Origin of the sequence: Marivirga aurantiaca (genome assembly GCF_016679925.1) — a bacterium.
Classification (GTDB): domain Bacteria; phylum Bacteroidota; class Bacteroidia; order Cytophagales; family Cyclobacteriaceae; genus Marivirga; species Marivirga aurantiaca.
The window spans coordinates 355950-371465 of record NZ_JAEQBW010000001.1 but is presented as its reverse complement, the minus strand read 5'-3'; the positions used below and the strand labels follow the sequence as shown (position 1 = coordinate 371465).

Sequence of the window (15516 nt, the reverse complement as noted above, 5' to 3'; positions counted from 1 at the left end):
CTATTGTTAATTAATTAAGCTTCTTTATTTACTTTATCTTTATTCCTGATCTTAGTCATGTACCAGATATTCGGGGCAACCCTTAATTCTTCCAACACATGGTAAGCTCTCTCATTATTTACCTCTTTGATTGGTTCATTATTTACCTGTTCCAATTTTAAGTATTTTGAAATTGAAGATTCAGGATTATTTAAATCACCAAACATAATGGCATCTGAAGGACATGCACTGGCACAAGCTGTAGTTACATCATCGTCATTCATCTTTCTCTTCTCTTTCTTAGCCTGTAATTTACCTGCCTGAATACGCTGTACACACATGGTACATTTTTCCATTACCCCACGGGAACGTACTGTAACATCAGGGTTCAATACCATTTTACCCAATGTGTTATTCATGGAAGAGTTTTTGTCAAATTTCTCGTTATCGTGATATTTGAACCAGTTAAATCGTCTCACTTTATACGGACAGTTGTTTGCACAATATCTTGTACCAACACATCTGTTATAAGTCATTTGATTCAGGCCTTCTGAACTATGCGTTGTGGCAGCTACGGGGCAAACCGTTTCGCAAGGTGCGTTATTACAATGCTGACATAGCATTGGTTGAAAAACAACTTCAGGGTTTTCCGCAGCTTGTTCCAAACCTTTTAAATCCTCAGGATTAGCATCTGAGCTATAATATCTGTCAATACGCATCCACTGCATATCCCTTCTCATAGCTACCTCAGCTTTACCTACAACCGGAATATTGTTTTCCGACTGACAAGCAACAGTACAAGCTGCACAACCTGTACAAGAGTTAAGGTCAATTGCCATTCCCCAATGGTGGTTGTTATATTTGTGCCCATTCCAAAGCGTTAACTTTGAAGGAGCTACTTTCCCTTTACTGGTAGCGATATGAGGCTGAAAATCCCTCTCCCAATCTTTTTTCTTATAATCTTCTAATAGGGCTTCCTGAATAACTGTTTCACGCCCCATGAAGGTTTGATGGGTCTGAGTTTGAGCCAACTGGAATGACTCACCAACACCATCTATAGAAACACCTTTAGTAATCGATAACGATTGGGTTCCGTTAACATAATTTACAAAAGGATAAGCATCTATACCAATACCGTTCCCTACTTTTCCTGCTAATACTCTACCATAACCTAAGGCTATTCCAACAGTACCATCTGCTTGTCCCGGCTGAACTACAGCAGGAATTTTTATAGCCTGGCCATTAATGGTCATATTAATCATTGAAGTTTTACCCTCAAACATTTTAATACCTAACTCATTAGCCATTTTTTGGGAAATAGTAGCATAGTTATCCCAGGTTGCTTTAGTAATTGGATCTGGTAATTCCTGTAACCATGGGTTGTTGGCATGATGTCCGGTTCCAATAGAACCTTTCAGGTAAAGTACTAACTCTAAGCCATCATTTTTGGCTTTATAATTCTGATTGATGCGGTAGGCAGCTGATGAAAAATCAACGTCTGCATTCATACTGACTTCCTGACCAGCTGTTTCTGTGCTAAGCACTCCGTTAAATAAAGTTCTATCCCAGAAAATATCGAAAGTTGGCTCCTGAGAAGCAAAATAATTAGATTCCCAGTTTCTTCTTAGGAAATCGTAATATGAACTGTTATTCCCACTCCACTTCAAGAAGCTGTCCTGAGCTTGTCTTGTGTTGAACAATGGAGAAATGGCCGGCTGTGCAAGACTTAATTCACCTTGTTTAGGCTCAGCATCATTCCATGATTCCAAGTAATGGTGATCCGGTGCTACATACTTAACAAGGCTAGCAGTTTCATCTTTCCTGTCGTTTGTAGCAACAGTTAAATTAACTTTCTTAAGTGCCTTCATTATTTCTGATCCCATACCGGAATCATAAACAGGATTGGCATTATAAAAAACTATTGCGGCAATACTTCCTGCATTAGCTTCTTTTACTAAATTCACTAAATCCTGCTCGTTTCCTTTTCTGTAATTAGAAACTTTATTGAGGTTTAGTGTAGTACCATAGTTGCCCAGCATATTATTGATGCCATTCACCAACATTTGAATGTCGGCATCATTCGAACCTGAAACCACCAATGACTTGCCTTGAGCCGCTACTAAATCTTTAGCCGCTTTAGCAATATTTTTAACATCAACTTTAGCAGCATTTACATTAGGTGTACCTGTGAATTTAGCTACTTCATTGTATAGTGCTGCAACTACCAATCCTTCCTGAGATGGCTTGATAGCAGTTCTGTAATCAGCATTTGCTCCTGTTAAAGATAAATTGGATTCGAAGTGATAGTGACGGGACATATCCCTCTTATCACTTGTCACTTTTCTACCCTTGCTGTATTGTTTAGAAAATTCTATTGTTGACATCCATGTTCCAAGGAAATCAGCACCAATACTCACAATTGTTTTGGCTTTGCTAAAATCATACGATGGGATACCACTTACACCAAACATAGACTCATTGGCTTTTATCATACCTTGTGCAGAAACTGCATCATACATGATATGCTGGGTATTGCCGAACTTATTAGCAAATTCATTAATCACTCTTAAGGTAGAAGGGCTGTTGACAGTGTTGGAAACAATTCTGATTTGTCCGCCATTTGCACTTATTGCATTCAATTGCTCAGTTACTTCTTTGTCAACAACAGACCATTCAGTACTATTGCCATCTTTCAAAGGACCATTTAACCTTTCCTTATCATATAAGGATAAAACAGAGGCCTCCACCTGAGCACTCACACCACCTTGTGTGATAGGTGACTGGCGGTTACCTTCAATTTTAATAGGTCGTCCCTCTCGTGTTTTTACCACTATACTGGCATACTCCCCAGCTTCCGAATAGGTTGAAGCGTAGTAATTAGGAACACCAGGATCAACATCTACTGGTTTGTTAAGATAAGGAATAGCTTTACGAATGGGAGCTTCACAAGCGGCTAAGGAGGCTGCTGCTACGCCAAAACCCATCATTTTCAAGAAATCTCTTCTTGAAGTTCCCCCTTCAGAATCCTTATTGGAGTTGATTGGTAAATATTCAGGAAATTCCTTTTCAGCGTTCTTAACAAATGAAGGATCATTTGTTAATTGTTCTGTTCCTTTCCAATATGTTTTTTGATGCTTACTCATATCTATGATTAATGAAATAGATTTTTAAATTATATATTAATAGTGACATTTAGAGCATTCCAAGCCCCCGATATCCACTACTTTCAACGGCTCACCGTCATGTGCTTTTATTAAGTCATCATAATAATCATTTCCTTTGGAGTTAACATTGGTTTCTCTGTGACAATTGATGCACCAACCCATCGTTAATGTACTCCATTGTTTTACAACAGCCATCTCTTCAATTGGGCCATGGCAAGTCTGACATTCCAAACCGGCCACATTAACGTGCTGTGAGTGATTGAAATAAGCTAAATCAGGCAGGTTGTGTACTCTTACCCATTCAATAGACTTTACATTAGTACCATATTCTGCAGTTTCAGGATTATAATCAATTGCTTCGTAAATTTTAGCTATTTCCTTGGATTCAGTTTTGATAACCGTATGACAATTCATACAAATATTAGCAGAAGGTATGTTGGCACTTTTACTGATCATTACACCGGTATGACAATATTGACATTCAATATTGAACTGACCAGCATGAATTTCGTGAGAGAAGGCTATAGGCTGTGTAGGCTGATATCCTTGCTGTACACCAACAGTATAAAGTCCATCTATTACTGTTTTAGCTACTACTGCGGTGAATATAAATATTACAAAGAATAAAAAACCATTACTCTTAACCAGTTTACCAATTTCAAACTTCTGATTGGCATACTCTTTTTCATTCGGATCAAGATCTTCCTTTTGATTGATGAATTTTTTCAATACTGAAATAATCAGCACTAAAACCACCAAAATTAAAACGAGAACAACTACAAAACCAATGATGATTAAGTTAAGATATTCTGATGGGATTCCTCCACCGCTTCCACCTGCAACACCTGAACCATCTCCGGCAGCAACTGCTGATTCCTCCACCGGAGGATTTTCAGATTCATTTTTAACATAGGCTAAAATGTTCTTGATTTCATCATCCGAGAAATAGTCAAAGCTAGGCATAACTGCTTTACCATACTCATTGTAAAGGTTAACAGCATATTCGTCTCCTCCCTGAATAACTTTCTGAGAATTTTTAATGAAACTTATCAACCATGGCAGCTCTCTTCTTTCGTACACATTAATAAGTGCAGGCCCTACTACTTTCTCATGTACTGCGTGACAAACTGTACAATTACTTTCGAAGAGTGTTTTACCGTTTGTTATGGCTTCTTCCTCAGTAGGTATTTCAGATGCTTGTGAAAAAGCCAGATTACCTGTACTTAAGGATAAAAGACCCACTAAGAATAAAGCTATGAAGGATAAGCGAGTGATATACTTTTTTAATGACATATTTATTTGTTCATTTAGCATATAAGAATACTAATAATTAAGACAGCACAAATCTACCACCCGTAGTTTTTATTTCAAATACATTTTAAATACTATTTTCGGGTATTATTACTTGCTCTTTTTAGTTATAGCCTAAAATTCTGTTTTATAGCACTTTATTGATGAATACCTCTGAAGCTGTATTAGCAATTTAGAATAATTATAAATAATTATTTCTCAGTTTTTATCCAGAACAAATTAAAATGATCCATAAAACAGCTTTTTAGAGCCATTTTGGTTAACAAAAGCTAAACATAGGAAATACAAAGCAATTTACAATTTTCGTAGAGTCATTCATCTCTGGAAAAATGAATCCGGAATACAAGTAACTGTTAATGAATAGATTATGTTTTTTTGCTCAAAATGATGCTTTTTTATTACGTGCGGTGCCAAAAAACAGAATGCAAAGAATTTACGTTGCGGAAAGGTTATTTAATTTTCTACTTACTTAAATTTGATTTTAAGATGGCATTATTTCTCTTTCAAAAACAGCTATGACTTTCCACTACCTAATAACATCATTTTCAGGTTTTCTACTGGCATAGCCTCTTGCCTCCTCAATGAATTTCCTAAGTACTACTATCACCAAAATCATTACCACTAATATGAGTATAAATATTAGAATAAACCCTCCAAATATTAATCCGAAATAATCAGAAGACAACTCTTCATTCCCGGAAACTGTTACAGCCCTGTCCTCCCCTGAATCTGCTTTTGGAATAGCTTGTGGTTGTTCAGCTCTTTTATTTTCTGTTTCATTTTTAATATATGCCAGTATGCTCATTATTTCGTCTTCAGAAAAGTAATCAAAACTGGGCATTACTGCCTTATTATATTCCTCATACAAATTCACAGCATACTCATCACCACTTTCTATCACCCTTTGAGAATTTTTAACAAAATCCATCAACCATGGCAATGGCCTCCTGTCGTAAACATTCACAAGTGCAGGACCTATTATGCTTTCATGAACAGCATGACAAGCGGCACAGTTGTTTCTAAATAGTGTGGCTCCGGTTGACACTACTTCTTCATCTGTGGGGATTTCCCCTGAATCTGATTGTGCATAGGATGAATTTAGAATAGCCAGGGATAAAAAAGCTCCCATAAACACTTTTAAGAAGGGAATACAAGCAAGATTCTTTTTTAATGATATCATGATTATTAGTTAATTTAACACTAACACTCTGATTACATTAAGACGACAAGGATCTTTACGAAGTTTTTATTTTGAACATATTTATTCCGGCTGAGCTTATAAAGTGATAGGAGAAAATTAGCCAAGCCATTCTGCTATTGTGTTCTTAGCACTTTAGCTATCATGCAAGAAACTTTTCTGGAAAACCTTCAATGGGTTTTCCAGAAAAGATTAATATAGTTCAGGAAATTTCTGTGGATTGCTTTCGTGCATCATACCATAGATTTTCTCTAGTATCTCCTCCGGATTAGGTTTGGAGAAATAATCACCATCGGAACCATAGGCTGGCCTGTGTGCTTTGGCGCTAATTGTAAGAGGTTGTGAATCCAGGTATTTAAAAGCTTGCTGTTCTTCTACTACTTTTTGCATCATATAAGCAGAAGCACCACCAGGTACATCCTCATCAGCAAAAATTACTCTGTTCGTCTTTTTTACTGACTCCACTATCTGATGATCCAAATCAAAAGGCAATAAGGTTTGCACATCTATAATTTCACATGAAATACCCAATTCCTCCAACTGGTTAGCTGCATCCATTGTTACCCTGCACATGGAACCATAAGTAACAATAGTCACATCACTCCCCTCTCTGATGATTTCCGGCTGACCCAATGGCACTTTGAAATCCCCAATATTTTTAGGCATCGATTCTTTCAATCTGTAGCCATTCAGACACTCAATAATTAAAGCCGGATCATCTGATTGCAACATAGTATTATAAAAACCGGCTGCCTGGGTCATATTTCTTGGTACCAATACATGGATTCCCCGAATGCTATGCAAAATCATTCCCATTGGGGATCCTGAATGCCAAACCCCTTCTAATCTATGTCCTCTTGTTCTGATGATAAGTGGCGCTTTTTGCCCACCTTTGGTACGGTATTGCAAGCTGGCTAAATCATCTGAAAGGATTTGAATGCCATACAAAAGATAATCCAGGTATTGGATTTCAGCAATAGGACGTAAACCTCGAAGTGCAGCACCAATTCCCTGACCTAAAATAGTGCACTCACGGATTCCTGTATCCATCACCCTCAACTCGCCAAATTTCTCCTGTAATCCTGCAAAAGCCTGGTTTACATCTCCAATTTTCCCTACATCTTCACCAAAAGCAAAAACTCTTGGGTCTCTTTGCAAGGCTGCATCAAAACATGCCTGCAATACTTCCCTTCCATCAACTTTTTTGGCATCGTTATCATATTCAACCGGCACAGCTTTAATAGATATAGCTGCATTTTCAGATTCACTGTATAGGTGAGAACTGAAGCGATCATGACTTTGATCAACAATTGCATTGAGCCAATTAACCAGCTTTTTCTTGGCATCAGTATCATTTTTGCGCTCTAATCTTAATGCTTTTTTCACAGCCTTGACAGCATCTAAGCGTAATGGATTCATGACAGCCTTTAAATCTTTAATAATTTGTTCTATTTCAGATTTGGCATCCGCATTTTCCTGGAAATTGGATAGAAGTTGCAATGCTTCTTTCTGTTCATCTTTAATATCATTGATAAAAGCTTTCCATGCCGCTTCTTTCGCTTCCCTGGCTGTCTTTTTTGCGGCTTCCTCTATTTTATTTAACTGTTCTTCAGAAGCATATTTTTTATCTAAAATATAGGATTTGAATTTCACCAGGCAATCATGCTCAGCTTCCCATGTCAGTCGTTCTTTAGATTTATACCGCTCATGCGAACCACTGGTTGAGTGTCCTTGTGGCTGAGTTAGTTCAGTTACATGGATCAAAGTCGGCACATGCTCTTCACGCGAGATTTTTGCAGCTTTTCGATAAGTTTCATTCAATGCTTCGTAATCCCAACCATTTACAACCAGTATTTCATACCCTTTTTTATCCTTGGTCCTTTGGAATCCTGCTAAAACTTCAGAAATACTACCTTTAGTAGTATGAAATTCCTGTGGTACGGAAATGCCATAATGGTCATCCCAAACCGAAACAAGCATAGGTACCTGCAATACACCTCCTGCATTGATGGTTTCATAAAACATTCCCTCACTGGTAGAGGCATTGCCAATAGTTCCGAAAGCAACTTCGTTTCCTTTTATAGAATATTTATTAAATTCTTTCTGGTGTAATTCCTTGTTCTCCCTGAATAACTTTGAAGCAAATGCCAATCCCAATAATCTGGGCATTTGCGCTGCTGTTGGTGAAACATCGGAAGAACTATTCTTTGATTTTGTCAAATCTGTATATTCACCCGCTTCATCCAGCATTCGGGTGGCAAAGTGACCATTCATTAGTCGCCCGGCAGAAGCCGGCTCAGCATTCACATCAGTATGTGCATATAATTGGGCAAAGTACTCCTGAATAGACAACTGTCCTATAGCAAACATGAAAGTCTGATCCCTGTAATACCCGGACCTGAAATCCCCATTTTGGAAATTCTTGGCCATGGCCAACTGGGCCAGCTCTTTTCCATCTCCGAAAATACCAAACTTAGCCTTACCCATAAACACTTCCTTCCTACCTATCAAACTAGCTTGTCTGCTCTCGCAGGCAATTTGATAGTCTTTCAGAATTTCCTCTGTATTTATTTTTTGATCAGTGCTTTTTGATATTTTTGAATTTGACATATAGAAGCCTTTTATTAAAATAATACAAGCTTACTGATTGCAGTAAGTGCAACAAAAATAACCAAAATGATGACGGTTTCAAACCCTCTTGTGTAATCCTATGCATTTTAAGAGGATTTGTGAATTGCAAAAATTAAGAATAACAATTTAACATTTTGCCAATACATTGTTTTGCCAAATTTTAACAATGGCAAAATCATCAAAATAAAATATTAAATTGATTAGAAAAATCTCATTTTCAAGGGGTTAAAAAAACTGCTTCTTGCTCTTTTAATTCTTTTTACTTAATTATATTTGCCGCAAGTTATTACATTTAAAAAATTGCACAATTATGATCATTGGGGTACCTAAGGAAATCAAGAATAACGAAAACCGAGTGGCATTAACACCGGCAGGCACACAAGAATTTGTAAAACAAGGACATACCGTATATATCCAAAGTACAGCCGGAGAAGGTAGTGGCTTTTTGGATGAGGAATATATTCAATCCGGAGCACAGATTTTACCTGACATTGAAAGCACTTATGCTAAGGCTGAAATGATAATGAAGGTAAAGGAGCCTATTGAACAGGAATATAGTTTAATAAGAGAAAACCAGTTAGTATTTACATACTTCCATTTTGCCTCTTATGAGCCATTAACCCATGCAATGATCAAAAGTAAATCTGTTTGCCTGGCTTATGAAACTGTAGAAAGACCTGACAGAAGTTTACCATTATTAATTCCTATGTCTGAAGTAGCAGGAAGAATGTCTATTCAGGAAGGTGCTAAGTATCTTGAAAAACCATTAAAAGGAAGAGGTATATTATTAGGAGGCGTACCGGGAGTTAGACCTGCAAAAGTTTTAATTTTAGGTGCGGGAATAGTTGGGACTAACGCTGCAAAAATGGCTGCCGGAATGGGTGCTGATGTGACCATCATGGACATTAACCTGCAAAGATTACGTTATCTGGATGATGTAATGCCTGCAAACGTTAACACCTTCATGTCCAATGAATATAATATTCGTGAAATGATTAAAGTAAGTGATTTAATAGTAGGGGCTGTATTGATTCCCGGAGCTAAAGCACCCAATTTGATTACACGTGATATGTTAAAGGAAATGAGACCAGGCACTGTTTTAGTGGATGTTGCTGTAGATCAAGGAGGTTGTATTGAAACCTGTAAACCTACCACTCACGAGGATCCTACTTATATCATTGATGATGTAGTACATTATTGTGTTGCCAACATGCCAGGAGCGGTACCTTACACTTCTACTTTAGCCTTAACAAATGCTACCTTGCCTTATGCCATGCAATTGGCCAATAAAGGATGGGTAAAAGCTTGTCAGGACAACAGGGATCTAGCTTTAGGATTAAACATTATTAAAGGAGATGTAGTTTATGAAGCAGTAGCTGAAGCTTTTGACCTGCAACATGTGCCATTTGAAAAATATTTAGGAGAGAAATAATACTCTTCATATACAATCGGATTTTTAAATTAAAAGGACTGGATATTCTCTGGTCCTTTTTTTTATAATTTGTTTTCAGTGTAAAGAAAACATCTGCCCTGTGGTAATTGTTGATCTAGCTGTTATATTTTTTCTATATTTGAAATTTAATCAACAACCCTATTATGTTTGAAAATTTAGATCCTGATATTTTGGATAAAATCCAACTTTATGGAATTGAGATAGGAATAGCCCTAATCAAGGTCATTCTCATATTCATTATCGGAAGAATTGCCATTCTGTATATAATGAAAGCAATAAAAAAGGGATTCCAGAAATGGGAGATTGAACAGTCTTTAAATTCCTTTCTATCCAGCTTATTCCGTTTTATCTTATATATAGTTTTAATACTCATTATTGCCCAAACACTGGATGTGAAAATAGCTGCGTTATTAGGTGTACTTGGTGCCGCAGGTTTGGCTATTGGCCTGGCATTGCAAGGAAGCTTATCCAATTTCGCAGGGGGAATATTGATATTAACATTTAAACCCTTTAAAGTAGATTCTATCATCAAAGCCCAAGATTTTTTAGGTGTGGTAGAAAAAATAGATATTCTTCATACTCATGTAAGAACATTTGATAATCAACTAGTGATTATGCCTAATGGTGCTTTAGCGAATTCAAATATTACCAACCTGACAGCTAAAGATACAAGAAGGGTAGATATGGCTGTTGGTGTGGCATATGGTTCCGACATTCAGAAAGTTAGAAAAGTGCTATTAGAAACATTAGCTAAAGACGAGAGAATAAATGCTGACCCTGCACCGGTTGTACTATTCTCTAATTTTGGAGATAGCTCACTAGACCTGAGCGTAAGATGCTGGACAGCCACTAACAATTTATGGCCTGTTTATTGGGACAATATGGAAGCCATCAATAATGCATTCAATGATCATAATATTGAAATTCCTTTCCCTCAAAGAGACCTTCATATGCAAACGAAATAGTTTTCTTCGAAAATGAAAAATTACATGGCTTGGGATTTACGTTCCAGGCCTTTTTTCTTAACATTAACTTCTGTTGAAAACAGAATTAAAATCAGCTTTAAAAACCAATTTGAAACTGCTTTTCCTTGGAATTTTGTCTAAAAAACTGCTATTTCATGCCTATAAACATTCAACAACAAATTCCCTTCTATGGAAACTGAAAAAAGATATACAGCTGAATTATATAAAACACCAACCGGGACAAAATTAAACTGCAAGGGATGGGTACAGGAGGCTGCTTTGCGCATGCTTTTAAACAACCTGGATCCGGAGGTAGCAGAAAGGCCGGAAGAATTAATTGTCTACGGAGGAAGAGGAAAGGCTGCCCGGAATTTTGAATCGCTGGATTTGATCATTAAAGCACTTAAAGAAATTGAAGAGGATGAAACATTGATTGTACAATCCGGAAAACCAGTCGGCATTCTCCCTACACATAAAGATGCTCCCAGAGTGTTGATCTCCAACTCACAATTAGTACCTAATTGGGCCAACTGGAAACATTTTGACGAATTAGAGAAAAAGGGCCTGATGATGTACGGCCAAATGACTGCTGGAAGTTGGATTTACATTGGTTCGCAAGGTATTGTACAAGGTACTTTTGAAACATTTGCAGCTATTGGTAAAAAGGATTTTAACAACTCCCTTAAAGGCACACTCACAGTAACTGCCGGATTGGGTGGAATGGGTGGAGCCCAACCTTTAGCCGTTACCATGAATGATGGTGTTTGCCTTGTTGCTGAAGTAGAACAATGGAGAATCGACAAAAGAATTTCCACCCGCTACCTTGATATAGCTGTTGAGGGAATTGATGCGGCAATTGATCGTGCCCTGGAAGCCAAAAACAATCAAGAAAGAATCTCCATTGGCGTGAGGTGCAATGTAGTGGATTTATTGGAAAGACTGGTAGAAAGGAACATTATACCAGATGTTTTGACTGACCAAACCTCTGCACATGATCCTTTAGTGGGTTATGTTCCCCATGAAATATCATTGGAGGAATCTAATGTTTTACGTGAGCAAAATCCTGCTAAATATGAAGAATTAGCTTATGCTTCAATGTATAGACATGTGGAGTTAATGCTTGAACTTCAACAAAAAGGAGCCATTACTTTTGACTATGGTAATAACTTAAGAGCGAGAGCCCACGAAAAAGGCTTAAAAAATGCTTTTGATTACCCGGGATTTGTACCTGCTTACATCCGTCCGCTATTTTGCGAAGGAAAAGGACCTTTCCGCTGGGCGGCCTTATCAGGAGATCCTGAGGATATCAAAGCAACTGATGATCTGATTCTGGAATTATTTCCTGAAAACGAATCCTTGCACCGATGGATTAAAATGGCTCAGGAGCGTATTGCTTTCCAGGGTTTACCTTCCAGAATTTGCTGGTTAGGACAAGGAGAGAGAGAAAAAGCAGGTTTAGCTTTTAATAAACTGGTAAAAGAGGGCAAAGTGAAAGCACCCATTGTAATAGGTCGTGATCATTTGGATACAGGCTCTGTTGCTTCGCCTAACCGGGAAACAGAAGCAATGATGGATGGCTCCGATGCGGTAGCTGACTGGCCAATTCTTAATGCTTTGGTCAATACAGCAGGTGGTGCGAGTTGGGTTTCTTTGCACCATGGCGGTGGTGTTGGAATGGGTTATTCTATCCATGCAGGCATGGTAATAGTAGCAGATGGCACTGAAGATGCTGAAAAACGATTAAAACGAGTATTGAGCAATGACCCCGGTATGGGAGTTATCCGTCATGCAGATGCCGGTTATGACATTGCCAAAGATACTGCCAGAAAACATGGCCTGAATATTAAAGACAGATTGAATAAATAAATAAAAATACGGAAATGGATTGATCATCAGTTCATTTCCGCTCTTTTTCAAACAACTGTCTTAAAACTTCCGACTTCAAACTTCTGACTCCCGACTTCAAACTACAAAAAATAAAATATGCTCTTTATCAACATAAAATCCCTTTACGGAACACATGAAAAAAATGATTTGCTTCGGGGAAACAATTTAGGAAAGCTGCCTGTAATCCATGATGCCTACTTAAAGGTTACAGATGGAAAGATAGCAGCATTTGGCTCTATGGAAGATATGGATGTCGATTTTGAGTATGAGGAAGTGATGGATCTGAAGGGACAAATTATTCTGCCGGCTTTTTGTGATTCTCACACTCACATCGTGTTTGCCCAAAGTCGTGAAGAAGAATTCGTGGACAAAATAAAAGGCATAAGCTATGCCGAAATAGCCGCAAAAGGTGGAGGAATACTCAACTCAGCGAATAAACTAGCCAATACTTCCGAAGATGATTTATATGAAAGAGCAATGGTTCGGGTGAAAGAAGTCATTCAAACAGGTACGGGTGCTTTGGAAATCAAAAGTGGGTATGGATTAAGTGTTGAAGCCGAGTTAAAAATGTTAAGAGTAATCCGCAGGATCAAAGAAAATACTGCCTTGCCCATAAAATCCACTTTTTTGGGAGCACATGCTTTTCCTGTAATATACAAAGAAAATCATGAGGCTTACATCGATCTCGTCATCAACGAAATGCTGCCGGCTATTGCCGAAGAGAAACTGGCTGACTACATAGACGTGTTCTGTGAAACAGGATTTTTTGACAAAGAAAAAAGTACCAGAATATTAGAAGCCGGTGCCAAATATGGCTTAAAAGCAAAAATCCATGCCAATCAGCTGAACAACAGTGGTGGGGTACAATTAGGAATTGAACACAATGCCCTATCCGTAGACCACTTAGAAACAATTGGAAAAGAAGAAATTGAGTTATTAGCCAACAATTCCACCATTGCCACACTATTGCCCTCAGCAGCTTTCTTTTTACGGATGCGCTTTCCTCCGGCCAGGGAACTGATAGAAGCCGGTGCAGCTGTGGCTTTGGCAACAGATTATAACCCGGGCTCCTCTCCTAGCGGAAATATTCCTCTATTGATTTCATTTGCTTGTATTCAAATGAAAATGACTCCGGAAGAAGCGATCAATGCAGCTACTCTGAATGGTGCATGTGCCATGGAAGTAGAGAATGAAGTGGGATCTATCCAAGTAGGAAAAAGAGCCAATCTTATTCTGACCAAGAAAATCCCTTCCCTTGCCTATTTGCCTTATGCATTTGGTTCCAATTCTATTGACAAAGTAATGATTAACGGAAAATGGAATTAAAATACTTTCATTACGCTGACCAACAAACAATCAACACCCATTGCAATTCGCGAGAAGGTGAAAGCAAGTTAGGTGAAACTGTCAGTTTTGGAATTAATTGGAAAGTTGCGCAAGCTCAGTTTGTAGTGCTGGGCATTCAGGAATCTATAGGGGTGAAAGCCAATTTAGGTATTGCAGGAACCCATTCAGCCTGGGACGCCTACCTTAGTTCATTTTTGAATGTGCAGCATACTGACAGATTAAATGGAAGCAATATTCATATACTTGGAGCTTTCGATTTTTCGGCTTTTGCAGATATAAATGCATCCGTTAATGACTATCGAGAAGCGACAGAAAAAATGGATGAACAGGTTTTTCCTGTTATTGAAGAAATTATTGCAGCAGGAAAAACACCTATTATTATAGGCGGAAGCCATGCAAATGCCTATCCTATTATAAAAGGTGCCTTTTTGGGTAAAAACAGGAAACCCATTCATGTGATCAATATGGATGCACATGCTGATTTCCGCAGAAAAGAAGGGCGACACAGTGGGAATCCTTTCCGATTTGCAAAAGAAGCTGGCTTTATGGAAAAATATACAATGCTGGGCCTCCATGAAAATTATAACAGCCAGGCCATGCTTACTGACATGGCCAAACATAAAGACATTCATCACTATTTTTGGGAAGACATCTTCCTGAGAAATAAAATTTCTTTTGATGACGCCTTTCAGGATCTAGTTGAAATCACACAAGGAAGTTGTGGAATAGAGCTGGATTTAGACAGTGTGGAAGGTGTACTTAGCAGTGCCATGAGCCCTAGCGGATTTAGCAGTACACAAGCAAGGCAATTCGCCTACCGATGCGGACGTCAAACAGAGGCCACTTATTTACATTTATGTGAAGCGTCTTCTCAATTGGAAAACAGCTTGAGCTCAGGTACTACAGGGAAGCTCCTCTCCTATTTAGTAACAGATTTCATTAAAGGGGTATCGGAAAAAAATTAGTACTTAATAAGTTCCCCCAGAGTCTTGATCATAAGGTCTAATTCACTTGCTTCAATCTGTCCTATTTTCTCAATTAACCTTGATTTTGAAATAGACCTGACATGAAATACCAATACCTCAGAGGTAGCTTTTAATCCATTTTCATCGTTTGGTAGTAAAATTGGATTTCCCTTATACCTTTTAATTTTAGTGGTGAGAGGACAGGCAATCACAATTTCCAGGTATTCATTCAGCAAATTACCACTTAATATAACTACAGGCCTATATCCGGCTTGTTCGCTACCCTTAACCGGATTTAAATCTGCATACCAAATTTCAGCTTGTTTCATCTTTCGGCAATTGCTTTAAATATTCTTCCATTCCTTCTTCTGCTATAGTTAAAATATCAGTATCGGAAGAAGCCTTTTTATAGGATTGGATGTATTCTGCTTTATTTAGGTACTCCAGGTATAGATTTAAAGCTTTTTCAATCAATTTATTCTTCGGGAGATTCAACTGTTGCGCCTTTTCTGCTAATTTCTCCACTAAATCATCTGGCAAAGAGGTGGTGATTGTCGTCATGATAAATGTTATTTATAAATATAAAACATATTTATAAAGGATAAAATTCATTTAT

The 15516-nt window shown here is 37.9% G+C and carries 11 protein-coding genes; 5 read left to right on the top strand and 6 right to left on the bottom strand.

The features are described from left to right. Positions 1 to 14 precede the first annotated feature (14 nt). The 4 genes from JKA74_RS01580 to JKA74_RS01565 form a co-directional block, all read right to left on the bottom strand. Positions 15 to 3122 (bottom strand): TAT-variant-translocated molybdopterin oxidoreductase, encoded by a 3108-nt coding sequence (locus tag JKA74_RS01580; protein ID WP_201429398.1) that lies wholly within the window; start codon positions 3120 to 3122, stop codon positions 15 to 17. Positions 3123 to 3158: 36 nt separating this feature from the next. Then, positions 3159 to 4436 carry a c-type cytochrome gene (locus JKA74_RS01575; RefSeq protein WP_201429397.1) on the bottom strand — a complete coding sequence of 426 codons (1278 nt, stop codon included), beginning with the start codon at positions 4434 to 4436 and terminating at the stop codon, positions 3159 to 3161. Between the two features lie 544 nt (positions 4437 to 4980). After that, the gene (locus tag JKA74_RS01570; RefSeq protein ID WP_201429396.1) at positions 4981 to 5634 is read right to left on the bottom strand and encodes a c-type cytochrome; all 654 of its coding nucleotides are present in this window, start codon (positions 5632 to 5634) and stop codon (positions 4981 to 4983) included. 210 nt (positions 5635 to 5844) lie between these two features. Beyond that, positions 5845 to 8262, bottom strand: coding sequence for an alpha-ketoacid dehydrogenase subunit alpha/beta (locus JKA74_RS01565; RefSeq protein ID WP_201429395.1), 2418 nt, complete (start codon positions 8260 to 8262; stop codon positions 5845 to 5847). A 331-nt stretch (positions 8263 to 8593) separates the two neighbouring features. On the opposite strand from JKA74_RS01565, the gene ald reads away from it, so the two are divergent. The 5 genes from ald to JKA74_RS01540 all read left to right on the top strand — a co-directional run bounded on the left by ald (position 8594) and on the right by JKA74_RS01540 (position 14900). Beyond that, positions 8594 to 9715, top strand: a complete 1122-nt coding sequence (ald, locus tag JKA74_RS01560) for an alanine dehydrogenase (protein ID WP_201429394.1) — start codon at positions 8594 to 8596, stop codon at positions 9713 to 9715. 164 nt (positions 9716 to 9879) lie between these two features. Further along, on the top strand, positions 9880 to 10701 hold the full coding sequence (locus tag JKA74_RS01555) for a mechanosensitive ion channel family protein (RefSeq protein WP_201429393.1): 822 nt from the start codon (positions 9880 to 9882) through the stop codon (positions 10699 to 10701). Positions 10702 to 10890: 189 nt separating this feature from the next. After that, complete coding sequence (gene hutU, locus JKA74_RS01550) at positions 10891 to 12567, top strand: urocanate hydratase (RefSeq protein ID WP_201429392.1); 1677 nt, start codon at positions 10891 to 10893, stop codon at positions 12565 to 12567. Between the two features lie 117 nt (positions 12568 to 12684). Beyond that, the gene (gene hutI / locus JKA74_RS01545; protein WP_201429391.1) at positions 12685 to 13914 is read left to right on the top strand and encodes an imidazolonepropionase; all 1230 of its coding nucleotides are present in this window, start codon (positions 12685 to 12687) and stop codon (positions 13912 to 13914) included. After that, complete coding sequence (locus tag JKA74_RS01540) at positions 13905 to 14900, top strand: formimidoylglutamase (RefSeq protein ID WP_201429390.1); 996 nt, start codon at positions 13905 to 13907, stop codon at positions 14898 to 14900. Before hutI ends, JKA74_RS01540 begins: the two co-directional genes overlap by 10 nt. On the opposite strand, the gene JKA74_RS01535 is transcribed toward JKA74_RS01540, so the two are convergent. Together JKA74_RS01535 and JKA74_RS01530 are read right to left on the bottom strand one after the other, a co-directional pair. Beyond that, positions 14897 to 15229: a type II toxin-antitoxin system PemK/MazF family toxin gene (locus JKA74_RS01535; protein WP_201429389.1), complete on the bottom strand. Its 333-nt coding sequence runs from the start codon at positions 15227 to 15229 to the stop codon at positions 14897 to 14899. The two genes, JKA74_RS01540 and JKA74_RS01535, sit on opposite strands and share 4 nt — an antisense overlap. Next, positions 15216 to 15461, bottom strand: coding sequence for a ribbon-helix-helix protein, CopG family (locus JKA74_RS01530; protein WP_201429388.1), 246 nt, complete (start codon positions 15459 to 15461; stop codon positions 15216 to 15218). Before JKA74_RS01530 ends, JKA74_RS01535 begins: the two co-directional genes overlap by 14 nt. Between the last annotated feature and the right edge of the window lie 55 nt (positions 15462 to 15516).

What these genes read in the sequence shown, in the direction of transcription:
- JKA74_RS01580 (WP_201429398.1), bottom strand. Translation starts at nt 3,122, where the DNA reads ATGAGTAAGCATCAAAAAACATATTGGAAAGGAACAGAACAATTAACA.
- JKA74_RS01575 (WP_201429397.1), bottom strand. Translation starts at nt 4,436, where the DNA reads ATGTCATTAAAAAAGTATATCACTCGCTTATCCTTCATAGCTTTATTC.
- JKA74_RS01570 (WP_201429396.1), bottom strand. Translation starts at nt 5,634, where the DNA reads ATGATATCATTAAAAAAGAATCTTGCTTGTATTCCCTTCTTAAAAGTG.
- JKA74_RS01565 (WP_201429395.1), bottom strand. Translation starts at nt 8,262, where the DNA reads ATGTCAAATTCAAAAATATCAAAAAGCACTGATCAAAAAATAAATACA.
- ald (WP_201429394.1), top strand. Translation starts at nt 8,594, where the DNA reads ATGATCATTGGGGTACCTAAGGAAATCAAGAATAACGAAAACCGAGTG.
- JKA74_RS01555 (WP_201429393.1), top strand. Translation starts at nt 9,880, where the DNA reads ATGTTTGAAAATTTAGATCCTGATATTTTGGATAAAATCCAACTTTAT.
- hutU (WP_201429392.1), top strand. Translation starts at nt 10,891, where the DNA reads ATGGAAACTGAAAAAAGATATACAGCTGAATTATATAAAACACCAACC.
- hutI (WP_201429391.1), top strand. Translation starts at nt 12,685, where the DNA reads ATGCTCTTTATCAACATAAAATCCCTTTACGGAACACATGAAAAAAAT.
- JKA74_RS01540 (WP_201429390.1), top strand. Translation starts at nt 13,905, where the DNA reads ATGGAATTAAAATACTTTCATTACGCTGACCAACAAACAATCAACACC.
- JKA74_RS01535 (WP_201429389.1), bottom strand. Translation starts at nt 15,229, where the DNA reads ATGAAACAAGCTGAAATTTGGTATGCAGATTTAAATCCGGTTAAGGGT.
- JKA74_RS01530 (WP_201429388.1), bottom strand. Translation starts at nt 15,461, where the DNA reads ATGACGACAATCACCACCTCTTTGCCAGATGATTTAGTGGAGAAATTA.